A 23,014-nucleotide genomic window follows, 5' to 3' on the forward strand; every position below is an offset into this window, starting at 1 on the left:
AGATTAGATATCCTTGTATGAAATTAAAGAAACATCCCAAGTTAAAGTAGCAGCTAAACCAATTAAATGAATTGGTTCTGATACAGATGTGCATGCATCCATTAAAATAGATGTTTTATAATTTTTAGTTTTTTTGTTTGAAATAGATGTATGAGTAACACAATTTTGTGTCATCATTCCACAAACTAAAAGCTCATCTACATCTAACTTTTCTAGAACTTCATTTAAATTAGTTTTTACAAATCCGTCAGCATATGTTTTTATAACTATAGGAGCATTAGGTGCAGCCTCTAATATTTCAGGAACTATTTGAACTCCCTCTGAATCTTTAATGAAAAATGGTGCTAAACCTAAATTAGGATCAGCAATATGTTGAATATGAACTATCTGATAATTTTTATCTTTACATATTTTGATAGCTTCTAGAATATTGTTTAAAGTAACTTCTGTATTCCAAAGGGGAAATTTACCTTGTGGAAAATAATCATTTTGTAAATCAATAATTAATAAAGCTTTTTTCATAAAAATAACCTCCTATAACTAAAATAATATTTTATTATAATTTGCTTTTTAGAAATTGGATAGTACTTACTTTTTTGTGGGTACTTTTAATTTTTTTTTGCATGTAGTAGAATAATAAATAAACTAAAAGGAGAATATCCATGAAAATAAGAAAAGAATATACATACCCTTTAGAATTTATTCATGATATTCCAAGAGGCAAATGGAAAATCTTTATTATGTGGCAAATTTATTATCGAAAAAATATTTTTAGATGAATTAAAGAGTATTTCCAAATAAGTCCCATTCTTATCATAAAATGATTGAATGCAGTAGAACTCACTGCATCTCCTTTTTGCAATTGAACATTGAATAATAATAGCAAATTCAATATTATTGAAATCAATATTTTCCATAAAGAACTTCCTAAAGTTTTATACATTGAAGATACAATAAAAAATAGAGATTTCCTATATAAATACTTTTGCTTTTAATAATTTAATTTACAAATTCTAAAGGAGTGTTTAAAGTCTAGTTTTTAATACTTAGTTATATTCATTATTTATGTTTCGCCCATTTACAATCCATAAATTCAAGTCCTGAAAATTCTGCGCAAAAGCTTGAATTTTCAGGACTACAAGCATAAATACCTATATTAATTGTTCCGTTAGCAGAAAATAGATGAAAAATTCTCATTTGTTTATAATTAATACCATCATAAGATGATTCTATACAAAAATCATTTTCACGACGACTAAGACGATAATACATGAACTTTTGTATGGCAGGAATATCTGTTGTTGCCCAATCAGAATAACCATTATTTGTAACAACACTTCCAAGTCTTTGAAACTCTTCATTTTCATACTCAATTGAAGCCTTAAACCAATTATCAGAGTTTTGGTAAATAATAACTCCGCATTGGTCATACCGTTGTTTTGAATTAAATTCTGTTTTTACCACAAATGAAAAATATTTATCTGCAATTTTTGATAATAAAGCTGGAGCATTATTATTTTGAAATCCATAATAAGTTCGTTGCCAAAAATCTGTTTGTGGATCTGTTATTATAGAGACTTTACCACTTTCAATTTTTGAATGTTTAGGTTCGTTAATCCATTCTAATTTTAGATCAGTTAATTTAATACTATTTTTCATAAATTTTCTCCTTTTAACCAACTTTGTGCAAACGTTTGCATTTTTTAGATAAATATATCAGATAATAATTTAGATGTCTAGTTTTGATTACAATTTTTGTATTTGAGAAGGATATTAATTGAAATTTTAAATGGAAAAATTAGAAGAGTGGATTATCTCTAATTTCTATAATTGTACCTTCTGGAGCAATTAATTTAAAAAGATTTCCACCTTCTACATTATATAAAATCTCATTATTTTTTAGTTTAAAATTATTATAAATTAATTTTATTCTTTCTAACTCTTTGAAGATGTCTTCTACAAAAAAACAGATATGCACAAGTCCTTTGTCATTTGGAATAGATTCTTTTCGTTCTTTGTTTTTAGGTGTTTGTAATTCGATATAAAATCCATCTAATTCTAACCAAGAGTTATAGTCTCTTCCATGGAAATTAGGCGTTTCTTTTTTTAATGAAAAATTTAAAACTTTAGTGTAAAAAAATATTGATTCATCATACTTAGATGTTTCAATGCAAACATGATGTACTTTCATTTAATACCTCCTTAATTTTTAAAGCCTTTTTATTATATCAAAAGTTTAAATTTTTTATAAATTTTTTTAGGAAAATATAAAATTATCTTGTATAATAATTTAGATTATTATAATTTGAATTATTATAATTTAAATTATATAATGTAGGTGAGGTGACGTTATGAGCTTTGTAAATAGACAAAAAGAGATGAAAAGTTTGAATAAAGAGTTTGAAAAAAAATCAAGTTTCACGGTTATTTATGGGAGAAGAAGAGTAGGAAAAACAACTCTTATAAAAGAGTTTATTAAAGATAAGAAAGCTTTTTATTTTTTTGCAGATAAACAGAATGAAACTATCCAAATAAATAGATTCAAAAATCAATTGGGGGAATACTTTAATGACGATTTTGTAAAAAAAATTGAGATAAAAGATTGGGATACATTATTCGATTATTTTATAAATAAACTTGGAAATAAAAAGTTTATTTTAGTAATTGATGAATTTCAATATCTTTGTATGGTAAATAAAAGTTTTTCATCTATATTCCAAAGAATTTTTGATGAGAAATTAAAAGAGAAAAATATTATGGTAATTCTTTGTGGATCATTAATTTCGATGATGTACTCAGAAGTTTTAGCTTACGATAGTCCGTTATTTGGGAGAAGAACAGCTCAGATAAAATTAAAACCAATAGATTTTAAATATTATCCGGAGTTTTTTAAAGAAAAATCACATCATTCATTAATTGAGATGTATTCAATAACTGGTGGAATCCCAAAATATATTTTAAGTTTTGATAGAGATAGAACTCCTCTTTGGAACATAGAACATAATATTTTCGATAGAGATAATTATTTGTATTCTGAGCCTAAATTTTTACTTCAAGAGGAGATAAATGATTTGTCTAGATATTTCTCTATTTTACAATCTATAGCTGCTGGAAATACAAAAATATCCTCAATATCCTCACAACTAGAGATTCCATCTAGTGGTTTAACTCCATATATATCTAAACTTATAGAGTTAGATATTCTTGAAAAAGAGATTCCAGTAACTGAGGATATAAAAAATAGTAAAAAGGCTCTTTATAAAATAAAGGATAATTATTTGAATTTTTGGTTTAATTATGTTTATCCTTATCAAAGCTATTTAGAGATTGAAAATTTAACCTATCCTTTGGAAAAGATTAAAAGTAGTTTTGATCTTTGGGTTTCAAAAGTTTACGAGGATCTCTCAAGAGAAAATTTAATGTGGGAGAGTAAAGTTCCATTTCCTATAAAAAGCCTTGGGAGATGGTGGGATAAAAATGAAGAGATAGATGTAGTTGCTTTAGGAGAGAACGAGATTTTATTTGGTGAATGTAAGTGGTCAAATAAGCACGTAGGACTGAGTGTTCTTTATAAGCTTAAAGAGAAAGCTAAAGCTGTTAAATGGAAAAACGATTCTCGTAAAGAGTACTATGTATTATTTTCAAAATCTGGATTTAGTGATGAACTTATAGAAGCTAGCCAAAAGGATTCTACAATTATTTTAAGTGATTTTTAAAAGTTTAATATACAAAAAAGAGTTCCAATAGGAACTTTTTTTGTATATTTTGATATATCAATTATAAATCTAAATGCTTGTATATTAAAATTATTAAACAAATTTTTTTAAGATATTTATTTTAAGGTTTTGTTTAAAAATTCTATAATAATAGTTATTATTTCAGGTTGATACCAATATTTATCCGCATGATTAGCATTTTTTACAATATATCTATGGGCATCAATACTATTTTCTAAAAGAGCTTCGAAAAGTATTTCTGTTTGATTTGGAGAAACTAAACTATCTTTATCTCCGTGCATCAATAAAAACGGTGGAGTATTTTCAGAAACATAATTTAATGGATTTGCCTTTTGAGCAAGATCTAAATTATCTTCTATAGAACCTCCCTTACTAAATAAAGAAAGTCCGTTTATAAATATAGCTTCTGGTGATGCTGGAGAAGCATGTGCTTCTTGAACTTCTTTTGAAAAATCATCTCCTACTTTAGTTAAATCTGATAACCCATAAATATCTATTGCAGCTTGAACGCTACTTGATTCATTTAAATTTTCTCCTATTTCAAATTCCTCACAATTATTTGTTGTAGCTGTTAATGCAGCTAAATATCCTCCAGCAGATTCACCCATAATTACAACTTTTTCTTTGTCTATTCCAAATTTACTTGCATTTGCCTTTAAAAAACGAATGGCATTTTTTACGTCAACTAACGCATCTGGAAATTTACCTTGAGGAATAACCCTATATTCAATACTAGCGACAATAAATCCTGCTTCAGCTAAAGCTATTCTTTGTTGAAGATAATTATATTTAGGAGCTAAAAAAAATCCTCCACCAGTTACAAAAACAACTAATGGAAATATTTTATCATCATTAGGTTTTAAGAGGTCCAATTTTAAATTAAAGATATTATTTAATGTACCTTTAGGTTGAAAAAATGTTATATCTGGATATTCTAATACTTGGTATTTTGTTAGTGGAAAATCTAAAACGATAGATTTTTTTTTATTCATATGTGTAACCTCCATTTAAAATAAAACATATTATAATCTTTATACTTTAAAAAAATAGATGTCCTTTTAAATAATCTTTGACAAAATTTAAAAATTATAATAAAATAAAGTACGTATACGTACTTATTCTAGATTTTAGGAGGAACAAATATGTTAAAATTTATTCAAAAAACGGCTTTATTAAGTCTTTTATTATTACTTATATCTGCTAATACCACTTTTGCTTCTGAGCCACCAGCTAATATAAAAGCAATTCTTCATGATAATACTCCATTAAATCCAGCAAAGGTTTTTGATAATGTATATTGTATTGGAACTAAAAGTGTTGTTGCTTGGGCAATAAAAACAGAAGAAGGAATTATTTTAATAGATTCAATGTGGGATGACAATGATGCTAAAACTATAATTAATGGTTTAACTAAATTAGGTTTAAATCCTGAAGAAATAAAATATGTTATTGTAACTCATGGACATGGAGATCATTATGGTGGAGCTAACTTCATTAGAAATAAATATAACGCTAAGGTAGTTATGACGAAAGTTGATGAAAACCTTATGAATACTGTTAATACTGGAGCTAATTCAAGTCGTTCTCCTAAAACACCTGTGGATATTTATGTTAAAGATGGTGACAAAATTACTTTAGGAAAAACTACAGTTGAAATTCTTGAAACACCTGGACATACACCTGGTGGAATATCACTTATTTTCCCTACAACAAATGATGGAAAAAAAGAAGTTGTTACAATGTGGGGAGGAACAGGAATACCACAAAATAAAGATTTACAAATTGCTTATAAAAATTCTGTAACTCATTTTGAAAAGAAATCACAAGAGATGAATGCAACTTCTGAAATTACGGCACACCTATTTCTTGATAACGGATACAATAAACTAGAAATAGCAAATGATAGAAAAAATGGACAACCTAATCCTTTTGTTAGAGAAAAAAATGGTATGGAACTATATTTTAAAGAACTTCATAAATCAATAGATTCTGTTATGAATAAAAAATAATTGTAATTATTTTTAAAAAGTAATATTATATTTATTGAATAACATTAAAAATGGGAAGGTGGCAAATATTAATACTATAGGTTATGAAATATGTCTTATTGCTAGAAAAATACATCAAAATTTAACTATAAAGTTTAAAGAATTTGATATAACTCCTGAACAATGGGTTATATTGAAAGAACTATCAAAGGAAGATAAAATTTCACAAAATGAACTTTCTTTTAGAGTTGAAAAAGATAAAAATAATATAAAAGCAATTATTGATAAACTTGAGAAAAAAGGATATTTACTACGGCAAGAAAATTTAAATGATAAAAGAGCTTTTTTAATTAGGTTAACAGACAAAGCATATCTTTTAATTAACAAATTAAAAGATATAGATACTGAATTTAATAATGAACTTTCTAAAAATATAAATGAAAAGGATATAGAATTATTTAAAATTTTTCTAACTAAATTAAAGGAAAATTTATAGAAAATAAAAAATATTGTATTTTAATGAGGTATCTTAAATAGACCATACATTAGTATTGATTAGTCTATGGTTATAGTGTTTTTTAAAAAGAAAATAAATTTAATTAGGCGTTAAGGTTTTTCCTTTGACGTCTTTTTTATCTTTATATTTTTCTAAATATGTTTCATTACTTTGAGACATTAAAATATAGCCAGCTAATCTATTTTTTAATTTTTAGTGGTGGAATGATAATAAGTGGGTTGTCTACAGGTATTATTATATATTATAATAGAATAATAGATTTTTTAAAGAAGGGGCAATAATAAATATGTTTCTTTTATCTTTAAGTATAAAGTTTGTAAAGAATTATACAGAAAAAAATAACGGGGTGAAATTATGAAATACAATACATTAATTTTTGATGCAGATGATACTTTATTTGATTTTAAAGCGTCGGAAATGGAAGCTTTAGAAAAAACTTTAATTGGTTATGGGATTGAATATAATAAGGAATACCATTTACCAATATACAAAGAAATAAATACTAAAATATGGAAAGAATTGGAGGATGGAAAAATAACTCAAGGTGAGTTAAAAATAGAGAGGTTTAGAAGGTATTGCAACAAACTTAATTATGCTTTTGATCCGTATGATTTCGCAGATAGATATATGGATAATCTTTCTAAATCTTCAATTCTTTTTCATGATAGTTTAGATTTAATAAAAGAGTTATATGGAAAGTATAAATTGTTTATTATAACTAATGGATTAACAAAGGTTCAAAATGGAAGAATTAAAAACTCTTTAATAGCTCCATACTTTAATGATATTATAGTTTCTGAAGATGTAGGAGTTTCAAAACCAAATCCTGAAATATTTAAAATAGCTTTAGAAAGTAATAAGATAGAAAATATATCAGATATTTTAATGATTGGAGATAGTTTAAGTTCAGATATAAAGGGTGGAATAAACTTTGGAATCGATACATGTTTATATAATCCAAAGAAGATTTCGATAAATAATGAGATTAAACCAACCTACGAAATTTCAAATTTAAAAGAGCTTTTAGATTTATTATTAAAATAAAAAGTTATCAGGGAGATTTAAATGGAAAATAATCAAAAAGGAATGTTGTATTCTTTAAGTGCATTTATATTGTGGGGACTTTTTCCTTTGTACTGGACAAATCTAAAAAATATTCCAGCTTTAGAGATTGTCTCACACAGAATAATTTGGTCTTTTTTCTTCTTAATTATTTTTGTGATTTTAAAAAAACAAAAGAATGAATTAGTTGAGATTTTTAAAAATAAAAAAACAATATATTATATTATATTATTTTAGCTGCTACATTTAACTGTGCAAACTGGATGGCATATATCTTTTTAGTTAATAGTAACCGTGTTTTAGAAGCCAGTTTAGGATATTTTATAAATCCTCTGCTTTTAATTCTTGCTGGAAGATTTATTTTTAAAGAAACTTTAAGTAAATATCAAAAAACTGCAATTATTTTAGCTACATTAGGAGTATGCTATATGTCTATCATATATCAAAAGCTACCTTTATACTCTCTTTTAGTAGCTGGAACTTTTACAGGGTACAGTATAGCAAAAAAGAAAATCAAAATTGATCCAATTTTAGCATTAACAATTGAAACATTGGTATATTTTCCAGTTGCAATTTTATACTTACTAATGATTAAAGGTGGAAAAGGAGTAGAAGCATCAAATTTTGATAAAATTTTATTGATGGGAGCAGGAGTTGTAACGGTAATACCACTTTTTCTTTTCTCTTTAGGAACGAAGTTATCAAAATTATCATCTATTGGATTTTTTCAATATCTTACGCCTACATTGGTTTTACTACTTGGAGTGTTCGTATTTGGAGAAAACTTTTCAAGTGTACATACTATAACATTCTCTTTAATTTGGAGTGGTCTTATTATATATACTGCATCTCTTTTTAGAGTAAAGAGATAGGGAATTATATAATTTATCATAAAAAACTTATATATAAAAAAGGAAGATTTTAAAGGCTTCCTTTTATTTTTAATTTAATTATTTCCCCAAACTTTTTCTAAGAATTGATCTCTACCAGAACGATATCTGTAGTATTTATATCGTATAGGATTTTTTTTATAATAATCTTGATGATACTTCTCGGCAGCATAGAATTTATTAAACGGAAGAAGTTTAACATTTATTTCAGCAAAATGTCCTTCTTTTTGTATTTGCTTTAAAGCTTTTTTTGCAAGATTCTCTTCATTGGTATTTTGATAGAAAATAGCTGGTGAGTACTGATATCCTCTATCTACAAATTGTCCATTGTCATCGGTAGGATTAATTACCTTTAAAAAGCTATGTAATAATTGAGAATAGCTAATTTTGTCACTATCATATTTTACCTCGATAGACTCAAAATGTCCTGTGGTTCCACTAGATACTTGGTCATATGTAGGGTTTTCTACATGTCCACCAGAGTATCCTGAGATTACATCTACAACTCCGGGAACTTTTTCCATATCAGATTCTGTACACCAAAAACATCCTCCAGCTAAATAAGCTACTTTTATCTCAGCCATAGAAATTGTACTTAAAGTTACCATTGATATTAGTAAGAATTTTATTCTATTCATACTGATTTCTCCTCAAAATTTTAATTTTTATTTGTGATTATTGAAAATTTTTTAAAAATTCACCGTATCCTTCTTTTTCTAAATCTTCAGTAGGAATAAATTTTAGAGAAGCAGAGTTCATACAATATCTTTTTCCTGTGGGTGCTGGCCCATCGTTAAAGACGTGACCTAGATGTGAGTCACCATATCTACTTCTTACTTCAGTTCTTGGCCAAATAAGTTTAAAATCTTTTTTTAAAACTATATTTTCGGGTACTAAAGGTTTTGTAAAGCTTGGCCAACCAGTTCCTGAATCAAACTTATCCTTAGATGAAAAAAGAGGTTCACCAGAGACAATATCTACATAGATTCCAGCTTTTTTATTATTCTCATACTCATTAGTGAACTACCCCACCCTAAAGAGGGTGAGGCTTCTTGGGAAGTATCCAACTAATGTTAGATATATTTACCAAGCTCTATGGCTAGTTCCTAACCTGATATATGTTTAATAAGCTAGTAGAGTTCTACCAACTTCACGAATATTTATACTAGCATTTAGATCTCTATCCATAGTATGACCACATTCACAGTTATATACTCTTTCTCCTAAAGAAAGTGAGTCTTTTATATTACCACAACAAGAGCAAGTTTTTGAGCTAGGAAACCATTTATCTATTTTTATTACTTGTTTTCCTAAAAACATAGCCTTATATTGAAGCATAGTTGTGAACATTCTCCACCCGTTATCAGCGACAGATTTACCAAAGTTTAATGCTCCGCTCATACCTTTCATATTTAGGTCTTCAATGATAATCGCATTATACTTTGTAACTAATTCTTTTGATAATTTATGTAAAAAATCTTTTCTACTATTTTTGATAGATTGATGGATTTTAGCGACTTTTAATTTAGCCTTATTCCAATTGCTTGAGAATTTAACTTTACGAGATAATTCTCTTTGAGCTTTAGCTAATTTAGTTTCTAATTTTCTGAAAAATCTAGGATAGTCAGCTCTTTGATTATCAGAGCTAACAAAAAGTTCTTTCATAGAAAAATCAAGCCCAACGATATTATTATCGCTTGGAACTTCTTTTATATCTTTTTCAAATTCAGTAAGAATAGAAACGTAAAAAGCCCCATTAGGTTCTTGGCTAATAGTAGCAGATTTAATTTTATAATTTTGAGGTATGGATCTATGAAGTTTAATTTTAACTAATCCTAACTTAGGAAGTTTTATAGAATTATCCTCTATTCTAATAGAGTTATTAACACTATTTGTAGAATAAGATTTTCTAGCAGTTTTTTTAGATTTGAACTTAGGAAAATCTGTTCTTTTCTGAAAAAAATTGGTGAAAGCAGTTTTTACATTCATTTGAGCATTTGCTAAAGCTAGACTATCAACTTCTTTTAAGAATTGGAATTCAGTCTTTAGAGAAGCTGGAGTAATGATTTTGCTTTTACCCTCTAATTTGTATATTTCATCAGCTTTAGCCAAAATTTTGTTATATACAAATCTAGTACAGCCAAAGGTTTGTAAAATCAAATTTGTTTGAACTTCGTTAGGATATATTCTAAATCTAAAAGCTAAATTATATTTCTCCATAGTTTTACACCTCCTTTTTTACCTTTGTTTTCCTTGGTTTTCTATATATTTTTTTACTACTTCGATTGGAGCTCCACCAACACTTATTGCCAAATAACTCCTAGACCAAAAAGATTCTTTCCAAAGCATTGATTTAATACTAGGAAAATCTTTTTTTATAAGTCTACTAGAAGCACTCTTATAAGCATTAATAAATTTAGAAAGCTCCGTCTTTGGAGACATTCTAATAAGCATATGAATGTGGTCTGTATCATGTTCCCAATCTGTGAGAATAATATCGTACTTAGGAGCAATTTTCTTGAAAATATCCTTGAGTCTTTCAGATATAGTATCATTTAAGACTTTTCTACGATATTTAATACAAAAGACAATATGAATATTTATACTAAATACTGAATGTGTATTTTTATCTAATACCATTGATACACCTACTTTATTTTTATTGTGACTGATGTATTTTACCGTATACTTTAGAAAATGTAAACAAAAAAAAGAAAGGCAATTCATCTCACCACCTAAAGAGGTGGGAGAATTCTTGCCCAAACACTGTTAAAAACTTAATTAAGTTAATTAATTGTTTAAAATCTTTGTTAAATTTTTTTATTTTATTTTTTATGTTATCATTGCTCTTGAATAAACTTAAAAATTTTTTAGAGGAGATGTATCATGAAAAAAGAAACTGTTTATGAAAAATCATTAGAACTTCACGAAAAAAATAAGGGAAAGATAGAGGTTATTAGTAAAGTTGCAGTAACTTCAAAAGAGGAGCTAAGTTTAGCTTATTCACCAGGTGTTGCAGAGCCTTGTAGAAGAATAGCAGAGAATAAAGCTGATGTATATAAATACACTTCAAAAGGAAATATGGTAGCTGTTATAAGTGATGGGTCAGCTGTATTAGGATTAGGGAATATAGGGGCAGAAGCTGCATTACCAGTTATGGAAGGAAAGGCTATTTTATTTAAAGAGTTCGCAGGAGTTAATGCATTTCCAATATGTTTAGATACTCAAGATACTGAAGAAATTATAAGAACTTGCAAAATTTTAGCACCAAGTTTTGGCGGAATAAATTTAGAGGATATCTCAGCACCTAGATGTATTGAAATAGAAACTAGATTAAAAGAGGAACTAGATATTCCTGTATTCCATGATGATCAACATGGTACTGCGATTGTTGTAACAGCTGGAATTTTAAACTCATATAAACTTTTAAAGAAAGATATAACTAAAGCAAAAGTTGTTGTATGTGGAGCTGGAGCAGCTGGATCATCAATAATTAAAATGATTAAAAAATTAGATGTAGCTGATATTTTAGCTATTGATATTGATGGAATCATTGCTAGAGATGATGAAAATAGAGAGTATAATTTCTTAACTACAGAGTTATCTCAAATTACAAATAAAGAGAATTTAAAAGGTGGATTAAAAGAAGCTATAAAAGGAGCAGATATATTTATTGGAGTATCAGCACCAGGTCTTTTGAAATCTGAAATGGTAAAAGAGATGAATAAAGATTCTGTAATTTTTGCAATGGCAAATCCAACACCTGAGATTATGCCTGAAGAAGCTTTAGCAGCAGGAGCTAAAATCGTTGGAACAGGAAGATCTGATTATCCAAATCAAATTAACAATGTATTAGCATTCCCAGGTTTATTTAAAGGAGCCTTAGAGAGTGGAGCTAAAAAAATAACTGAAGAGATGAAGTTTGCAACTTCTCAAGCTATAGCGAACCTAATAACTGATGAAGAGTTATCAACTGAATATGTAATTCCAAGTCCATTTGATCCAAGAGTTGCAGAAACAGTAGCTAAAGCCATTTCAGATTTAGTAAAAAAATAAAATTTAAAAATAAAATACAAGTGAGGTTTTAATGTGTTAGATACAATATTAGATTCTATTGTGCCAGTGTTTTTTGTAATTGCTTTAGGGTGGTTTTCAGGGAAAAAGAAAATTGTGTCAATAGAGCATAAAAAGGCTTTTGCAGACTATGTAATGATGTTCAGTTTTCCATTACACTTATTTATTGGAAGTGCTAAAGCTAACCCTAAAACTCTTTTAGATGTTAGAATAATATCATCTTTTGCTCTAGCTTTAATGGGGTTATATGTGATTTCATTTATTATACAAAAACATATATTCAAATACGATTCAAGAAAAGCAGCTCAAGGTTCAATTGTTTGTGCTTTTCCAAATATGGCGTTTATGGGTATTCCAGTTTTAACATCTTTAATAGGACCAGAAGCACTAATCTCTGTTGCAATTGGTAATGTTATAACAAGTATATTTATGATTCCTATAACAACAATTATTTTAGAATCAAAAGATGCTACAGCAAGTCCAATGAAAATAATAAAATCAAGCTTAATCAATTGTATTAAAAAACCATTGATAATAGCCCCTATATTAGGGTTACTTTGCTCTGTTTTCCATGTTGAAATACCAAAAGTTGTTTTCCATTCTTTTGAGTTAATAGGGAAAAGTACATCGGGAGTTTCACTATTTTCTCTTGGGTTAATTATGGCAAGTTATAGAGTTGTTTTATCAGGACAAGTTTATTTCAATATCTTTATGAAAAATATTTTACAGCCAATTATTATGAGTGGATTAATTGTTTTATTTCATTTAAAAGGAATAATGGCAAAAGAGATTTTATTACTTTGTGCTATGCCAACAGCAACAATTTCTACAATGTTTGGATTAAAATATGGAGTTTCAGAGGTTGAAAGTTCTAGTTCAACAATATTAGGAACAATTTTTTCAATAGTGACACTTAGTTTCTTAATCTCATTTATACTTTAAGTCTAAAAATTAATTTTTATACGCAAAAACTACTAGCTAATTCTAGTGGTTTTAGATTATAGAGAAATGGTTATCAAATAATAATATTTGATAACCATTTTTTTAAATTTTTGCTAAAAATTTTATTTAGATAATTTGTTTATATATATTAACCTCTATTTTTTGCGTAACAGTTAGTTCTAATTGAGGTATTATTTCAGTAAAATGTTTAGAGTTAAAATGAGCATCTAAAGCTTGAGTATTTTCCCACTCTTCAATAATTGAAAATACAGTATTTTTAGTGGTATCTTCAAATAACTCATATTTAATACATCCATTTTCTTTTCTAGTATTTTCAATAAGCTCTTTAGATAGTTGAATAAACTGGTCTATTTTATTTTGGTTTACAAAAAACTTTGCTATAACTTTAATCATTAATATACTCCTTTAAAATTTAATTATAAATATAGATTTAATAGTGCTAATCCAAAATCTTCAGCTCCATCAGGTCCGTTACCAGTAACTATATCGCTGTGTACAACAACATTTTTTTTTAGATAATTAACATTGTGTTTAATTAATTCCTCCTCATTAAATTACTTAGGTGGAATAATAAATAAAACTTTCTTTTTTATAAAAATTTAAACCTCTAATTTTATAATATTTGTGTTATGTGAAAAATTATATTATTATTATATTGAGATTATACTTTAAATTGACACTCCACACGACTGAAGTCGTGGGATTCTTAAATGATTAAAGGACAGTTCATTTCTGATAGTCCAGTATGACTTTAAATTAAGGGTATGTCAGTACCCCTTCTAAGACAGAACATATAGTTTCTTAGGCACTTAGACTTTTACCATCTAAGTTAGATTTTTGAGCGATATTTAATGCTCCCAGTCTATCCCTGTGTGTTTTATATCCACAAGCACACTTGTATTTTCTCGTATTAGTCTTATTACAAGTATTACAAACAGGACACTCTTGAGAAGTGTATTGTGGATTGATATATTCAACTTTAATTCCTAAGTTATATGCTTTGTATTCTACAAAAGAAGCTAACTGATAGAAAGTCCAAGAATGAAGGGATTGTTTGTTTTTACCTCTTGTTCTTGAGGTCTGACGTATATCAGAAAGATTTTCTAAATTGATAGTTCCACAATTATTTTCAACTGCAAAATCGACTATCTGCCTAGAAATCTTATGATTTATATCTTTGATTATTCTTGATTCTTTATCATTGATACGCTTGATAGCATTTAATTTTTTAGCTTTACCAAGTTTCTTACGAAGTTCTTTATATTTTCGTCTAAGATACTTATTACTTCTACCGTTGCCGAAAAACTTAGTTTTTCCAGTAGAATTTACTACACCAACAGCAGGAACGAGAATACCTAAGTCTACACCTAGAGTATCTGTTCCTGCACAAACAAGAGGTTTAGTTTCAATAGAAATTTGTGCAATCCAATGAAAACCTTTTTTAGAAATTCTAAGCGAACCTAATTTAGAGCTTTTCAGCTCCTCAAAAGTTTCGTAGGGGATAATAGCTTTAAACCTAGTTTTCTTAACCTTCCCATCTACAATAATTGGAAAGTCAATAGAATTTTCGCTTAATGAATAGTTTTGGTTATTCCAAGAAATAGTAGGCTTTTTAAAAGTACAGTTTCCAAATTGTTTAAATTTAGTTTTAGCATATCTGATTAATTCGTTCTTAATAACAGAAGGAAGTTCAGCGCCTATATGCTTTGATGTAGCTTTAGGAAACTTTTTATCAACGACAGCAGTTTCTATTAAAAGATTAGCTTGTCTAATATATTCTTTGGAAAGTCTTGCCAGTTCTTGAGCTTGAAACTTATTAGGTTTTAGCTTTATCTTGATGGTTTTCAATGGATTCACCCCCTTGTTTTTTGAGATTCAACATATCTACGGATAGTTTCAGATGATACATTTTCTGCCGTAGATACAAAATAACTTCTTGTCCAAAGAGTAGGAGCTTTTAACAGGTTTGAGAACTCCTTTCTTAAAGTTATACTGGTATTACCTTTAATTATCTTCATAATATCAGCAGGAGAATATTTAGGAAGTGCATTAACAAATATATGAGCATGGTCTTTATCACACTCTATTGCTAAAATCTGCATATCATATTCTTTAGCTATTTGGAAAATTAATTCTTTGAACCTTACTTCTATATGAGGATTGTTAAAAATTTTTCTTCTATATCTTGGACAAAATACAAAATGATAATTGATTAATGATACGGTAGTTTTTGTACTTCTATAATTAGTCATATATAGTATTATAATTAAAATGTATCAAAAAGTCAATAAAATTGAAACAAAATACTAAAGAAAAGAGGTGAAAAGATTGTGCCTTATATCCCACCAATGAATTAGTGGGATATAAGGCACTTTCTGTAATTTAAGAAAAGAAATAAAAAAGAAAATTGAAAATAATGAATTTAATTGTGAAAAAGAATTAACTTTATCTATAATAAGTGGCAAATGGAAAGTTGTAATACTTTGGCATTTAGGACATGAAGGAGTTCATAGATTTAGTGAATTACAAAGATTATTTAGTAAAATATCACATAAGATGTTAACTAATCAATTAAGGGAATTGGAGGAAGATGGAATAATTCAAAGAAAAGTTTACCCTCAAGTACCACCAAAAGTGGAATACTCATTAACAGAATTAGGGCAGACATTGATTCCTATAGTTGATATGTTATATAGCTGGGGACAAAAAAGAATGCAAGAAATAAAAAAAGAAAAATTTGTTTGATTTATTTTGAGAAATTGTATCTTTTTTTTCAAAGTTAAAAGAAAAGATTATATACAGATACTATTTATAAGGCTTAGTTTAAATATTTGCAAAGGTAAGGAAGATAGGGTATATTAAAGTTGAGATAAAAATTAGAAAATTTTAATTGGAGGGACAGATGTTAGATCAAAAACAGGAATTTAAAATTAGAATTGCAAAAGAAGAGGATACAAGTTTAATTTTAAAATTTATAAAAGAGTTAGCTGATTATGAAAAATTACTTTCTGAAGTAGTAGCAACAGAAGAGATTTTGAGAGAGTCTCTTTTTAAAAGAAATATGGCGGAAGTTATAATAGGAGAATTAAATGGAAAGCCTATAGGTTTTGCTTTATTTTTTCATAACTTTTCTACATTTTTAGGGAAACCTGGGATATATTTAGAAGATTTATATGTAAAGCCAGCATTTAGAGGAAGAGATTTTGGGAAACAGATGTTAGGATATTTAGCTACTTTATGTGAAGAAAGAGATTGTGGAAGATTAGAGTGGTGGTGTCTTGATTGGAATAAGTCATCTATTGAGTTCTATAAGAAGTTGGGCGCAGAGTCGATGGATGAGTGGACAACATTTAGAGTAACTGGGAAAAATTTAAAAAAATTGTCTGAAAATTATAAAAAAATTTAAAATCTAATAGATTCTATTTAGAAAGGAGAAGCTATATGGATGAGAAAAGATTTCAAGAACTTTTGAATAAAGAAACGTTGACTCTTGAAGAAAAGAAAGAGTTAGAGACTTTTTTAAATGAAATGAAAAAGTGTAGTTTCAAGGGATGAAGCAATTGATGAGAGGGTCTTTCAAAATAATATTAAAACACTAAGTGCAGTGTAATTTTATAAATAAACAATATAAATGGAGTTGAGAATTATAATGAGTTATAAAATGGAAAAACTAAATAAAGAGTTAATAAAAAAAGATATCAGTGATATATTAAAAGTTTGGGAGTCTTCAGTTCGAGCAACACATTTCTTTTTAAAAGAAAGTGATATAATGGATTTAAAACCACTTGTTGAGCAGGGGGCTCTATATGTAGATGAATTCTTCTGTATAAGGAATAATGAGGAAATAATAGCTTTTATAGGGATCCATGAGGATAAAATAGAAATGCTTTTTGTAAGTGATGATTTTCGTGGAAAAGGGATTGGTAAGCAACTTATTAATTTTGCAATTTCTAATCTCAATGTAAAATATGTAGATGTTAATGAACAAAATCCACAAGGAACGGCTTTTTATGAACATATAGGTTTTAGCGTATTCAAAAGATCTGAATTTGATGACCATGGTAATCCTTATCCAATCTTACATATGAAATTAAATAAGTAAAAAAGAAGTTTCAAAAAAGGGAAAGAGCCTCTGGGGGGAGAGGCTCTCTTTGGGGGGATTAAATTATATTTTTACTTTTAACACTTATAACATTTAGACCACAGGTTTCTAAAAAAAGTTTTAAATTTAATTTATTTTTTTAATATTTTAATAATAAATAAAAAATTATTCAGCGACCACTATAAATCTTTTAAATCTTCCCTTTGTAACAACACACCTATCAATTATTTTAAATCCAGCCTTAGCTATCATTGAATCATGTTCTTCAAAAGAGATTAAAATTATTTTATTTGAAATTCTTCGAGCGGTATTAATTATATCTTGTTGTTCATCTTCAGAAGTATGACTAAAAAGACCATAGGGAATATCAATTATAGAACTATCATACTTCTTTTTTATGTTGTGCATATCGTCATTTACAACGATGGGTTGAAATCCATAAAATTCTAAATTAATATTTGCATTTTTAGCAATATGTTTATTAATTTCATAACCCTCTATCTGATAACCAGCATCTAGTGCTTCAACTATTGTAGTTCCAACTCCACAACAAGGGTCTATAATAGTCTTTTCCTTTAAACCATTGTTAGCAATATTAACAACAGCTTTAGCAACTTTAACACCTAATGAATTAGAATAAGAACAAGGTTTATTATCATGAGCATGCCATTCATAGTTATTTTTATTATCGATACCAAACAACCATTTACCGTCAACTTTAGTTACACCAAAATTAAATTCAGGATTTTTAAAATTGTGAGTACCTATAATATTCATAGAAAGTTTTTTTATTAAATCTAATCTTTCTTCATAAGGAATATTATTGTTATTATTTAATCTTACATACTCTAGTTTAAAATTATCATAAACTGTTGTATCTTTATTTATTTCAGCTAAAAGTTCTTCTATAGTATCTTTCTCGTGGATAATATCTAGACGAGTCTTTATAAAAGGGCTATTAGATGGATTAAATTCTATATTTGAAAATAAAGTTTTTTCATCGGGTATTTTTCCAAAAACAGCTCTCATTTCCAATAGACAAAGTTCTTCTTCAAATGTTGGATAATTGACTATATACATATACTTTAAAATTTGGTTCATATTTCACATTCCTTCTAAATTTATTTTTATCTTCTTCAAATCCTTAATAATTATATTTAAAATTTGTTTTGTTAAATAGATACAAATATTTTATTCTAATTACCACAGTTAGTCCATAAATATTTTACTTAAAAATGAAATTAAATAAAATTATAAGATAAAAAAAAGTCCAGTATTTACTGAACTTTTTTTCAATCATAAAGATAGTTATTATTTTGCTTTTAAAATAGATTTTTTATAAATTTTCATTTCGTTTGTAAGGGTAAATAGAAGAATCAGTCCACCACCTAATAATTGAGTTTGAGTTATAGATTCTCCCATCCACAAAATAGATATTAAAATTGCAAAAAGTGGATCTAAATAACTAAGTACTGATACTTCTTGTCCACTTAATTCTGAGAGTGATGAAAAATATAAAACATATACTATTCCAGTATGCACTATTCCAACAATAAGAAGATTTATTAATCCTAGATTATCAAGCTGTGATATATGAAATCCTTCAGTACCAAAAACATAAGGGAATAGAACCATAACTGCTGCAGCAAGTTGAAAGATAGTTCTTGTTATTCCGTCGATGCCTTTCATAGATTTATTTAATAAAATTACTGTAGCATAAAGAACGGCTGCTCCTAGGCCAAATAGAATTCCAGTCATATCACTTTTTCCACCACTGCTAACTCCTATTATAAGTATCAAACCTATTGTAGACCCAATAAAACATATTATTTGTTTAAGAGTAAGTTTCTCTCTAAAAAAGAGAGTACTCATTATAACAACAACAACAGGAGCAAAGTAATAACAAAGGGTTGCTAGAGCGATACTTGTGTAGTTGTAGGCTTCAAAAAGTAATATCCAGTTAAACCCCATCGCTCCTCCAGAAAAAAATAATTTCCAAAGATTATTTTTAATAGTAGAAACTTGAGAAATTTTTTTATTGAACAATATAAATACTGCAAGAACCATTAGAGCTATAATGGCTCTATATAGAGCTATTTCACTGGAAACAAGGCTTATATTTTTAATAAAAGGTCCTAAGGTTCCAAAGGTTATCATTGTAATAATTATTTTTAATTTAGCATTCACTGTTTACCCCCCCCATTTTTTCATTTTTTAAATATTTAATTCGTTTTTTAAAATATCAATAGCTATTTCTTGTCGTTGAGGAAGCTGTGAAGAATCTTTAATATCCATGTTTAAGGCAAAAATATAAAGTTTTTCCTTTTGTTCAACCCAACCTACAAACCACCCTAAGGTAGGATTCATATTTTTATTTAAGTTTCTTGTCGCCCAACCTGTTTTACCATACAATGTCCAATCATCACCAGTATCCAATTTAATAATTTCTACAACAGAGTCTTGGATATTTTTTGAATAATTAAGTTCACGTTTAGCTAGTTTTTCTAAAAAAAATATCTGTTCAATAGCACTTATTTTTAATGGACCTCTTAGCCAAAAAGTTGTAAGATTCTTTCCAATATTTTTATTACCATAATCCATTTTAGAAATATTCTCTTGCATTCTAACTACTCCAATTTTTTGAGCTAACTTTTGATATGCAGGTAAGTAAGATAATTTCATAGCTTCTCTAAGAGATACATCTTTTTCCCATGATTTATTCCATAACTTGTTTCCATTATGTTTATAAGCAATGGTATCTACATCTTTAACTACTCCTAAAGAAAGACCTATTAGAGTATTTGGAATTTTAAAAGATTATAGTTATAAATTTGTGATATTATACATTAGTTTTAAACAATTAGCTATAAAAAATATTTTTTAGAAATTTTTATTTAATTTTATTCTATAGCAAATAAAAAAGGAACTTTCAAAAGTTCCTTATAGAGTTATTTTTTATTTATTTTAACTTTATTCTCTTTCATAAATTCAAGCTTTTGAATACTACCGCTGCTATAATCTAAAGAATAGTCATCATTATTTTCTAAAGAGATATAGTAAGTTCTATTATCTTTTGGAGTTGTAAACTCAATAATATTTTCATGTTCCTTTAGTACAATATTTTCTTTTCCAACTAAGTCAGCTTTTTTATCAGCTATTCTATCATTATATGCAAAAAGTAAAACTGTCAAATTATCTTTAGGTACAGTATTTCCAATAAGGTTTATTTTAATTGAGTTTTCTCTTTTCTCTTCAAGACTCTTACAACCTAATAAACTGAACATTATTAAAACTAATCCTAACCATATTTTTTTCATTTTCTAACCTCCTTTTTTATAGAAGTATTATATCATATAAAATTAGAAATTCTTCAAAAAAGGAGGAGAGCCTCTGGGGGGGATAGAGGCTCTCTGGGGAGATTAAAATTATATTATTACTTTTTAACACTTCTTATAACATTTAGACAACGGGTTTTACAAAAAAGTTTTAAAATTTTTATAAAAATTAAAATAGTTTATAAAAATATTTTGTGATATTATGAATAAATGATAAATTAGATTTATAAAAATACAGAATAAGTTAAGCAGGGAGGTAATTTTGATACTTGAGGGGTTTAAATTTGGAATGTTGCTACAAATTGCAATAGGACCGGTATGTATGTACATTTTTTCTTTAGGAATTGGTCAAAGCTTTTGGCGAGCAGAATCAGGTGTTTTAGGAGTTGTTTTAGCAGATGCTCTCTATATAGCACTTGCAATTTTAGGTATTTCGTCTTTTGTAAAAAAAGAAAAAATTCAATATGGATTTAATATTTTAGGAACTTTAATTATTATTCTTTTTGGAATGGAACTTTTCTTAGGGTATTTTGGGATATCAATTCTTCCAAAAATGAATATATTTGGAGATTCTAGTTCAAGTTCTCCTTTTATTAAAGCATTTCTTTTAACTGGAGCAAATCCTATGACAATTCTATTTTGGATAGGAGTCTTTACTACAAGAACTAATGATGAAAATTTCACTAAAAAATCTACACTTCTTTTTGCTTTTGGAGCTCTTTTGGCTACTTTATTTTTTCTAACTTTGATAGTTTTTTTAGGATCTATAACAAATAATTTTTTATCTCAACGAATACTGAGTTTATTAAATTCAGGTGTTGGACTTGTTTTAATATATTTTGGAGTGAAAAAAGGCTTGGCATCTATAAAATTAAAAAAGATGATTAAATAAAATATATTTAAGAGGAGATAATGATGACGGAAAGAGAGAAAATGTTAGCTGGTTTGTTATATGATTGTGGAGATAGTGAACTATTAGCTCAATGGCATAAAGCTAAAGATTTAATAAGATCTTACAATCAAATAGACTCTAGTAATTTAGAAGAAAAAAATGCAATATTGACAGAATTATTAGGAGGTAAAGGAAAAAACCTTTGGATTACAGCGCCTTTTTTTGTAGACTATGGAAATAATATTTATTTTGGAAATAATTGTGAAGTAAATATGAATTGCACCTTTTTAGATGATAATAAAATTATAATTGGAGATAATGTTTTAATTGCTCCCAATGTTCAAATATATACAGCATTCCATCCCTTAAATGCCATTGATAGGTTTGGAGAAATAAAAGAAGATGGAACATTTGAATTTTGTAAAACTCAAACAGCACCAGTAACAATAGGAGATAATGTTTGGATAGGTGGAGGTGTTATAATTCTGCCTGGAGTCACAATTGGAAATAATGTTGTTATAGGAGCTGGAAGTGTTGTAACAAAAGATATTCCTTCCAATTTTCTTGCTTTTGGAAATCCTTGTAAAGTTATTAAAAGTTTAAGCAAATAAAAGCAATATAACTTTTCTAATTGTTAATTATGAAGTGTTAGTTATAAGAAAAAAAGCAGCTCACATTTTTGTGATCTGCTTTTTTTAATAAAAAATTAAATTATAAAATCTAACAAGCTCATCTTGAGTATTTTTATAAATATGTTCCCTATCAGCTAAAAAATTTATAGATTGTCCTTTTGATAATAGAAAAACTTGGTTTTCAACATGAAGTTCTAAGGTTCCTTCACTCATAATTATATACTCTTCTACGCCAGAGTTATGAGGTTGAGATACATGATTACACCCTTTTTTTAATTCAATTGTTAAAATCTCAAATTTTTTATTACTATCAAATGGAAATATAGGATATAGTTTCATAAGATTGTTGCTTTCTAGAATAGGAGATATATTCTTTTCATCAACTATAGTTAACTCCTCTTCCTCCCCTTCAATAAAAAAAGAGAAAGAAACTTTTAAAGCTGTAGATATTTTCCAAAGAGTAGAAACTGTTGGATTAGATTTTCCATTTTCAATTTGAGAAAGCATAGCTTTACTAACCCCTGTTTGTAAAGAGAGTTCTTCTAAACTTAAATTCTTATCTTTTCTTAATCTATTTAAACGTTGACCAATTAAAATATTTAGATTTTCCATATAATCACACACCTTATTTATTATTCACTCTAAAGAATAACAGTTTAGAAAAAAAAATACAACATAAAAAAATCGTTATTTTAAAATAGTAGCGAACAATTTTTTTTTAAAAAATCTTCTGAACTCTTAATTTCTATATGAAGAAAAATAGTATTACGAACAAAAGTTTAAAAAAAAAGTTATCTAGAAACACTTTTGAAAAAATGATAC

At 27.3% G+C, this 23,014-nt stretch carries 28 protein-coding genes and 1 pseudogene; 13 read left to right on the forward strand and 16 right to left on the reverse strand.

The window, feature by feature from the left end; translation table 11 throughout:
• Positions 1-3 precede the first annotated feature (3 nt).
• The 3 genes from H5J23_RS01145 to H5J23_RS01155 all read right to left on the reverse strand — a co-directional run bounded on the left by H5J23_RS01145 (position 4) and on the right by H5J23_RS01155 (position 2,191).
• Positions 4-522 carry a cysteine hydrolase family protein gene (locus H5J23_RS01145; RefSeq protein WP_185890509.1) on the reverse strand — a complete coding sequence of 173 codons (519 nt, stop codon included), beginning with the start codon at positions 520-522 and terminating at the stop codon, positions 4-6.
• Between the two features lie 537 nt (positions 523-1,059).
• Complete coding sequence (locus tag H5J23_RS01150) at positions 1,060-1,659, reverse strand: DUF1349 domain-containing protein (RefSeq protein ID WP_023051334.1); 600 nt, start codon at positions 1,657-1,659, stop codon at positions 1,060-1,062.
• 139 nt (positions 1,660-1,798) lie between these two features.
• Positions 1,799-2,191, reverse strand: coding sequence for a VOC family protein (locus tag H5J23_RS01155; RefSeq protein WP_023051335.1), 393 nt, complete (start codon positions 2,189-2,191; stop codon positions 1,799-1,801).
• 160 nt (positions 2,192-2,351) lie between these two features.
• Between H5J23_RS01155 and H5J23_RS01160 the strand changes: the two genes are divergently transcribed.
• Entirely contained in the window at positions 2,352-3,716 is a 1,365-nt protein-coding gene (locus H5J23_RS01160; RefSeq protein WP_185890510.1) for an ATP-binding protein, read from the forward strand.
• Between the two features lie 116 nt (positions 3,717-3,832).
• Here the strand turns inward: H5J23_RS01160 and H5J23_RS01165 are convergent, their stop codons facing one another.
• Positions 3,833-4,729 carry an alpha/beta hydrolase gene (locus tag H5J23_RS01165; RefSeq protein ID WP_040407667.1) on the reverse strand — a complete coding sequence of 299 codons (897 nt, stop codon included), beginning with the start codon at positions 4,727-4,729 and terminating at the stop codon, positions 3,833-3,835.
• 150 nt (positions 4,730-4,879) lie between these two features.
• On the opposite strand from H5J23_RS01165, the gene H5J23_RS01170 reads away from it, so the two are divergent.
• The 5 genes from H5J23_RS01170 (at position 4,880) to H5J23_RS01190 (ending at position 8,176) form a co-directional block, all read left to right on the forward strand.
• Complete coding sequence (locus H5J23_RS01170) at positions 4,880-5,746, forward strand: MBL fold metallo-hydrolase (RefSeq protein WP_185890511.1); 867 nt, start codon at positions 4,880-4,882, stop codon at positions 5,744-5,746.
• Between the two features lie 58 nt (positions 5,747-5,804).
• The gene (locus H5J23_RS01175) at positions 5,805-6,221 is read left to right on the forward strand and encodes a MarR family transcriptional regulator (protein WP_185890512.1); all 417 of its coding nucleotides are present in this window, start codon (positions 5,805-5,807) and stop codon (positions 6,219-6,221) included.
• A gap of 375 nt (positions 6,222-6,596) precedes the next feature.
• The gene (locus H5J23_RS01180; protein ID WP_023051341.1) at positions 6,597-7,286 is read left to right on the forward strand and encodes a YjjG family noncanonical pyrimidine nucleotidase; all 690 of its coding nucleotides are present in this window, start codon (positions 6,597-6,599) and stop codon (positions 7,284-7,286) included.
• Between the two features lie 21 nt (positions 7,287-7,307).
• Positions 7,308-7,541 carry a hypothetical protein gene (locus H5J23_RS01185; protein ID WP_185890514.1) on the forward strand — a complete coding sequence of 78 codons (234 nt, stop codon included), beginning with the start codon at positions 7,308-7,310 and terminating at the stop codon, positions 7,539-7,541.
• 26 nt (positions 7,542-7,567) lie between these two features.
• A complete protein-coding gene (locus tag H5J23_RS01190; RefSeq protein ID WP_255494325.1) occupies positions 7,568-8,176 on the forward strand; it encodes an EamA family transporter in 609 nt (202 codons plus the stop codon).
• Positions 8,177-8,250: 74 nt separating this feature from the next.
• Here the strand turns inward: H5J23_RS01190 and msrA are convergent, their stop codons facing one another.
• From msrA to tnpA (H5J23_RS01210), 4 genes and pseudogenes are all read right to left on the reverse strand, one after another.
• Positions 8,251-8,832, reverse strand: coding sequence for a peptide-methionine (S)-S-oxide reductase MsrA (gene msrA, locus H5J23_RS01195; RefSeq protein WP_051364184.1), 582 nt, complete (start codon positions 8,830-8,832; stop codon positions 8,251-8,253).
• 37 nt (positions 8,833-8,869) lie between these two features.
• Positions 8,870-9,217: pseudogene (gene msrB / locus H5J23_RS01200) on the reverse strand (peptide-methionine (R)-S-oxide reductase MsrB); the annotation flags it as partial.
• Between the two features lie 99 nt (positions 9,218-9,316).
• On the reverse strand, positions 9,317-10,414 hold the full coding sequence (locus tag H5J23_RS01205; protein ID WP_185890516.1) for an RNA-guided endonuclease TnpB family protein: 1,098 nt from the start codon (positions 10,412-10,414) through the stop codon (positions 9,317-9,319).
• Between the two features lie 18 nt (positions 10,415-10,432).
• A complete protein-coding gene (gene tnpA, locus H5J23_RS01210) occupies positions 10,433-10,834 on the reverse strand; it encodes an IS200/IS605 family transposase (protein ID WP_185890518.1) in 402 nt (133 codons plus the stop codon).
• Positions 10,835-11,080: 246 nt separating this feature from the next.
• Here tnpA (H5J23_RS01210) and H5J23_RS01215 point away from each other — a divergent pair, with 246 nt between their 5' ends.
• Positions 11,081-12,250, forward strand: coding sequence for an NADP-dependent malic enzyme (locus tag H5J23_RS01215; protein ID WP_185890520.1), 1,170 nt, complete (start codon positions 11,081-11,083; stop codon positions 12,248-12,250).
• Positions 12,251-12,283: 33 nt separating this feature from the next.
• Complete coding sequence (locus H5J23_RS14305; protein WP_023051346.1) at positions 12,284-13,210, forward strand: AEC family transporter; 927 nt, start codon at positions 12,284-12,286, stop codon at positions 13,208-13,210.
• Between the two features lie 126 nt (positions 13,211-13,336).
• On the opposite strand, the gene H5J23_RS01225 is transcribed toward H5J23_RS14305, so the two are convergent.
• The 3 genes from H5J23_RS01225 to tnpA (H5J23_RS01235) all read right to left on the reverse strand — a co-directional run bounded on the left by H5J23_RS01225 (position 13,337) and on the right by tnpA (H5J23_RS01235) (position 15,483).
• Positions 13,337-13,624, reverse strand: a complete 288-nt coding sequence (locus H5J23_RS01225) for a putative quinol monooxygenase (RefSeq protein ID WP_185890522.1) — start codon at positions 13,622-13,624, stop codon at positions 13,337-13,339.
• A gap of 408 nt (positions 13,625-14,032) precedes the next feature.
• Positions 14,033-15,079, reverse strand: a complete 1,047-nt coding sequence (locus tag H5J23_RS01230; protein ID WP_185890524.1) for an RNA-guided endonuclease TnpB family protein — start codon at positions 15,077-15,079, stop codon at positions 14,033-14,035.
• A 5-nt stretch (positions 15,080-15,084) separates the two neighbouring features.
• Complete coding sequence (gene tnpA, locus H5J23_RS01235) at positions 15,085-15,483, reverse strand: IS200/IS605 family transposase (protein WP_185890526.1); 399 nt, start codon at positions 15,481-15,483, stop codon at positions 15,085-15,087.
• Positions 15,484-15,625: 142 nt separating this feature from the next.
• Between tnpA (H5J23_RS01235) and H5J23_RS01240 the strand changes: the two genes are divergently transcribed.
• The 3 genes from H5J23_RS01240 (at position 15,626) to H5J23_RS01250 (ending at position 17,333) form a co-directional block, all read left to right on the forward strand.
• Positions 15,626-15,976: a helix-turn-helix domain-containing protein gene (locus tag H5J23_RS01240; RefSeq protein WP_185890559.1), complete on the forward strand. Its 351-nt coding sequence runs from the start codon at positions 15,626-15,628 to the stop codon at positions 15,974-15,976.
• Between the two features lie 157 nt (positions 15,977-16,133).
• The gene (locus H5J23_RS01245) at positions 16,134-16,637 is read left to right on the forward strand and encodes a GNAT family N-acetyltransferase (RefSeq protein WP_023051350.1); all 504 of its coding nucleotides are present in this window, start codon (positions 16,134-16,136) and stop codon (positions 16,635-16,637) included.
• Between the two features lie 243 nt (positions 16,638-16,880).
• Positions 16,881-17,333 carry a GNAT family N-acetyltransferase gene (locus tag H5J23_RS01250; RefSeq protein ID WP_255494326.1) on the forward strand — a complete coding sequence of 151 codons (453 nt, stop codon included), beginning with the start codon at positions 16,881-16,883 and terminating at the stop codon, positions 17,331-17,333.
• Positions 17,334-17,498: 165 nt separating this feature from the next.
• On the opposite strand, the gene H5J23_RS01255 is transcribed toward H5J23_RS01250, so the two are convergent.
• From H5J23_RS01255 to H5J23_RS01270, 4 genes are all read right to left on the reverse strand, one after another.
• Positions 17,499-18,434 (reverse strand): TRM11 family methyltransferase, encoded by a 936-nt coding sequence (locus H5J23_RS01255; RefSeq protein WP_185890529.1) that lies wholly within the window; start codon positions 18,432-18,434, stop codon positions 17,499-17,501.
• Between the two features lie 210 nt (positions 18,435-18,644).
• Positions 18,645-19,520: a DMT family transporter gene (locus H5J23_RS14310; protein ID WP_185890531.1), complete on the reverse strand. Its 876-nt coding sequence runs from the start codon at positions 19,518-19,520 to the stop codon at positions 18,645-18,647.
• Between the two features lie 27 nt (positions 19,521-19,547).
• On the reverse strand, positions 19,548-20,141 hold the full coding sequence (locus tag H5J23_RS01265; protein WP_185890560.1) for a class D beta-lactamase: 594 nt from the start codon (positions 20,139-20,141) through the stop codon (positions 19,548-19,550).
• 140 nt (positions 20,142-20,281) lie between these two features.
• The gene (locus H5J23_RS01270) at positions 20,282-20,650 is read right to left on the reverse strand and encodes a hypothetical protein (protein WP_185890533.1); all 369 of its coding nucleotides are present in this window, start codon (positions 20,648-20,650) and stop codon (positions 20,282-20,284) included.
• 280 nt (positions 20,651-20,930) lie between these two features.
• Between H5J23_RS01270 and H5J23_RS01275 the strand changes: the two genes are divergently transcribed.
• The gene (locus H5J23_RS01275) at positions 20,931-21,560 is read left to right on the forward strand and encodes a LysE family translocator (protein ID WP_185890535.1); all 630 of its coding nucleotides are present in this window, start codon (positions 20,931-20,933) and stop codon (positions 21,558-21,560) included.
• A gap of 23 nt (positions 21,561-21,583) precedes the next feature.
• On the forward strand, positions 21,584-22,171 hold the full coding sequence (locus H5J23_RS01280) for a sugar O-acetyltransferase (protein ID WP_185890536.1): 588 nt from the start codon (positions 21,584-21,586) through the stop codon (positions 22,169-22,171).
• A gap of 84 nt (positions 22,172-22,255) precedes the next feature.
• Here the strand turns inward: H5J23_RS01280 and H5J23_RS01285 are convergent, their stop codons facing one another.
• A complete protein-coding gene (locus tag H5J23_RS01285; protein WP_185890538.1) occupies positions 22,256-22,804 on the reverse strand; it encodes a helix-turn-helix domain-containing protein in 549 nt (182 codons plus the stop codon).
• Positions 22,805-23,014: the final 210 nt, after the last annotated feature.

It is taken from the genome of Cetobacterium sp. 2G large, assembly GCF_014250655.1.
GTDB classification, from domain to species: domain Bacteria; phylum Fusobacteriota; class Fusobacteriia; order Fusobacteriales; family Fusobacteriaceae; genus Cetobacterium_A; species Cetobacterium_A somerae.

Bases quoted from the DNA above. Each gene is read 5' to 3' on its own strand.
- H5J23_RS01215 (WP_185890520.1), top strand. From the start codon at position 11,081: ATGAAAAAAGAAACTGTTTATGAAAAATCATTAGAACTTCACGAAAAA.
- H5J23_RS01160 (WP_185890510.1), top strand. From the start codon at position 2,352: ATGAGCTTTGTAAATAGACAAAAAGAGATGAAAAGTTTGAATAAAGAG.
- H5J23_RS01285 (WP_185890538.1), bottom strand. From the start codon at position 22,804: ATGGAAAATCTAAATATTTTAATTGGTCAACGTTTAAATAGATTAAGA.
- H5J23_RS01155 (WP_023051335.1), bottom strand. From the start codon at position 2,191: ATGAAAGTACATCATGTTTGCATTGAAACATCTAAGTATGATGAATCA.
- H5J23_RS01250 (WP_255494326.1), top strand. From the start codon at position 16,881: ATGAGTTATAAAATGGAAAAACTAAATAAAGAGTTAATAAAAAAAGAT.
- H5J23_RS01270 (WP_185890533.1), bottom strand. From the start codon at position 20,650: ATGAAAAAAATATGGTTAGGATTAGTTTTAATAATGTTCAGTTTATTA.
- H5J23_RS01185 (WP_185890514.1), top strand. From the start codon at position 7,308: ATGGAAAATAATCAAAAAGGAATGTTGTATTCTTTAAGTGCATTTATA.
- H5J23_RS01145 (WP_185890509.1), bottom strand. From the start codon at position 522: ATGAAAAAAGCTTTATTAATTATTGATTTACAAAATGATTATTTTCCA.
- H5J23_RS01165 (WP_040407667.1), bottom strand. From the start codon at position 4,729: ATGAATAAAAAAAAATCTATCGTTTTAGATTTTCCACTAACAAAATAC.
- H5J23_RS01225 (WP_185890522.1), bottom strand. From the start codon at position 13,624: ATGATTAAAGTTATAGCAAAGTTTTTTGTAAACCAAAATAAAATAGAC.
- H5J23_RS01245 (WP_023051350.1), top strand. From the start codon at position 16,134: ATGTTAGATCAAAAACAGGAATTTAAAATTAGAATTGCAAAAGAAGAG.
- H5J23_RS01190 (WP_255494325.1), top strand. From the start codon at position 7,568: ATGGCATATATCTTTTTAGTTAATAGTAACCGTGTTTTAGAAGCCAGT.
- msrA (WP_051364184.1), bottom strand. From the start codon at position 8,832: ATGAATAGAATAAAATTCTTACTAATATCAATGGTAACTTTAAGTACA.
- H5J23_RS01280 (WP_185890536.1), top strand. From the start codon at position 21,584: ATGACGGAAAGAGAGAAAATGTTAGCTGGTTTGTTATATGATTGTGGA.
- H5J23_RS01255 (WP_185890529.1), bottom strand. From the start codon at position 18,434: ATGAACCAAATTTTAAAGTATATGTATATAGTCAATTATCCAACATTT.
- H5J23_RS01180 (WP_023051341.1), top strand. From the start codon at position 6,597: ATGAAATACAATACATTAATTTTTGATGCAGATGATACTTTATTTGAT.
- H5J23_RS01205 (WP_185890516.1), bottom strand. From the start codon at position 10,414: ATGGAGAAATATAATTTAGCTTTTAGATTTAGAATATATCCTAACGAA.
- tnpA (WP_185890526.1), bottom strand. From the start codon at position 15,483: ATGACTAATTATAGAAGTACAAAAACTACCGTATCATTAATCAATTAT.
- H5J23_RS01150 (WP_023051334.1), bottom strand. From the start codon at position 1,659: ATGAAAAATAGTATTAAATTAACTGATCTAAAATTAGAATGGATTAAC.
- tnpA (WP_185890518.1), bottom strand. From the start codon at position 10,834: ATGGTATTAGATAAAAATACACATTCAGTATTTAGTATAAATATTCAT.
- H5J23_RS01170 (WP_185890511.1), top strand. From the start codon at position 4,880: ATGTTAAAATTTATTCAAAAAACGGCTTTATTAAGTCTTTTATTATTA.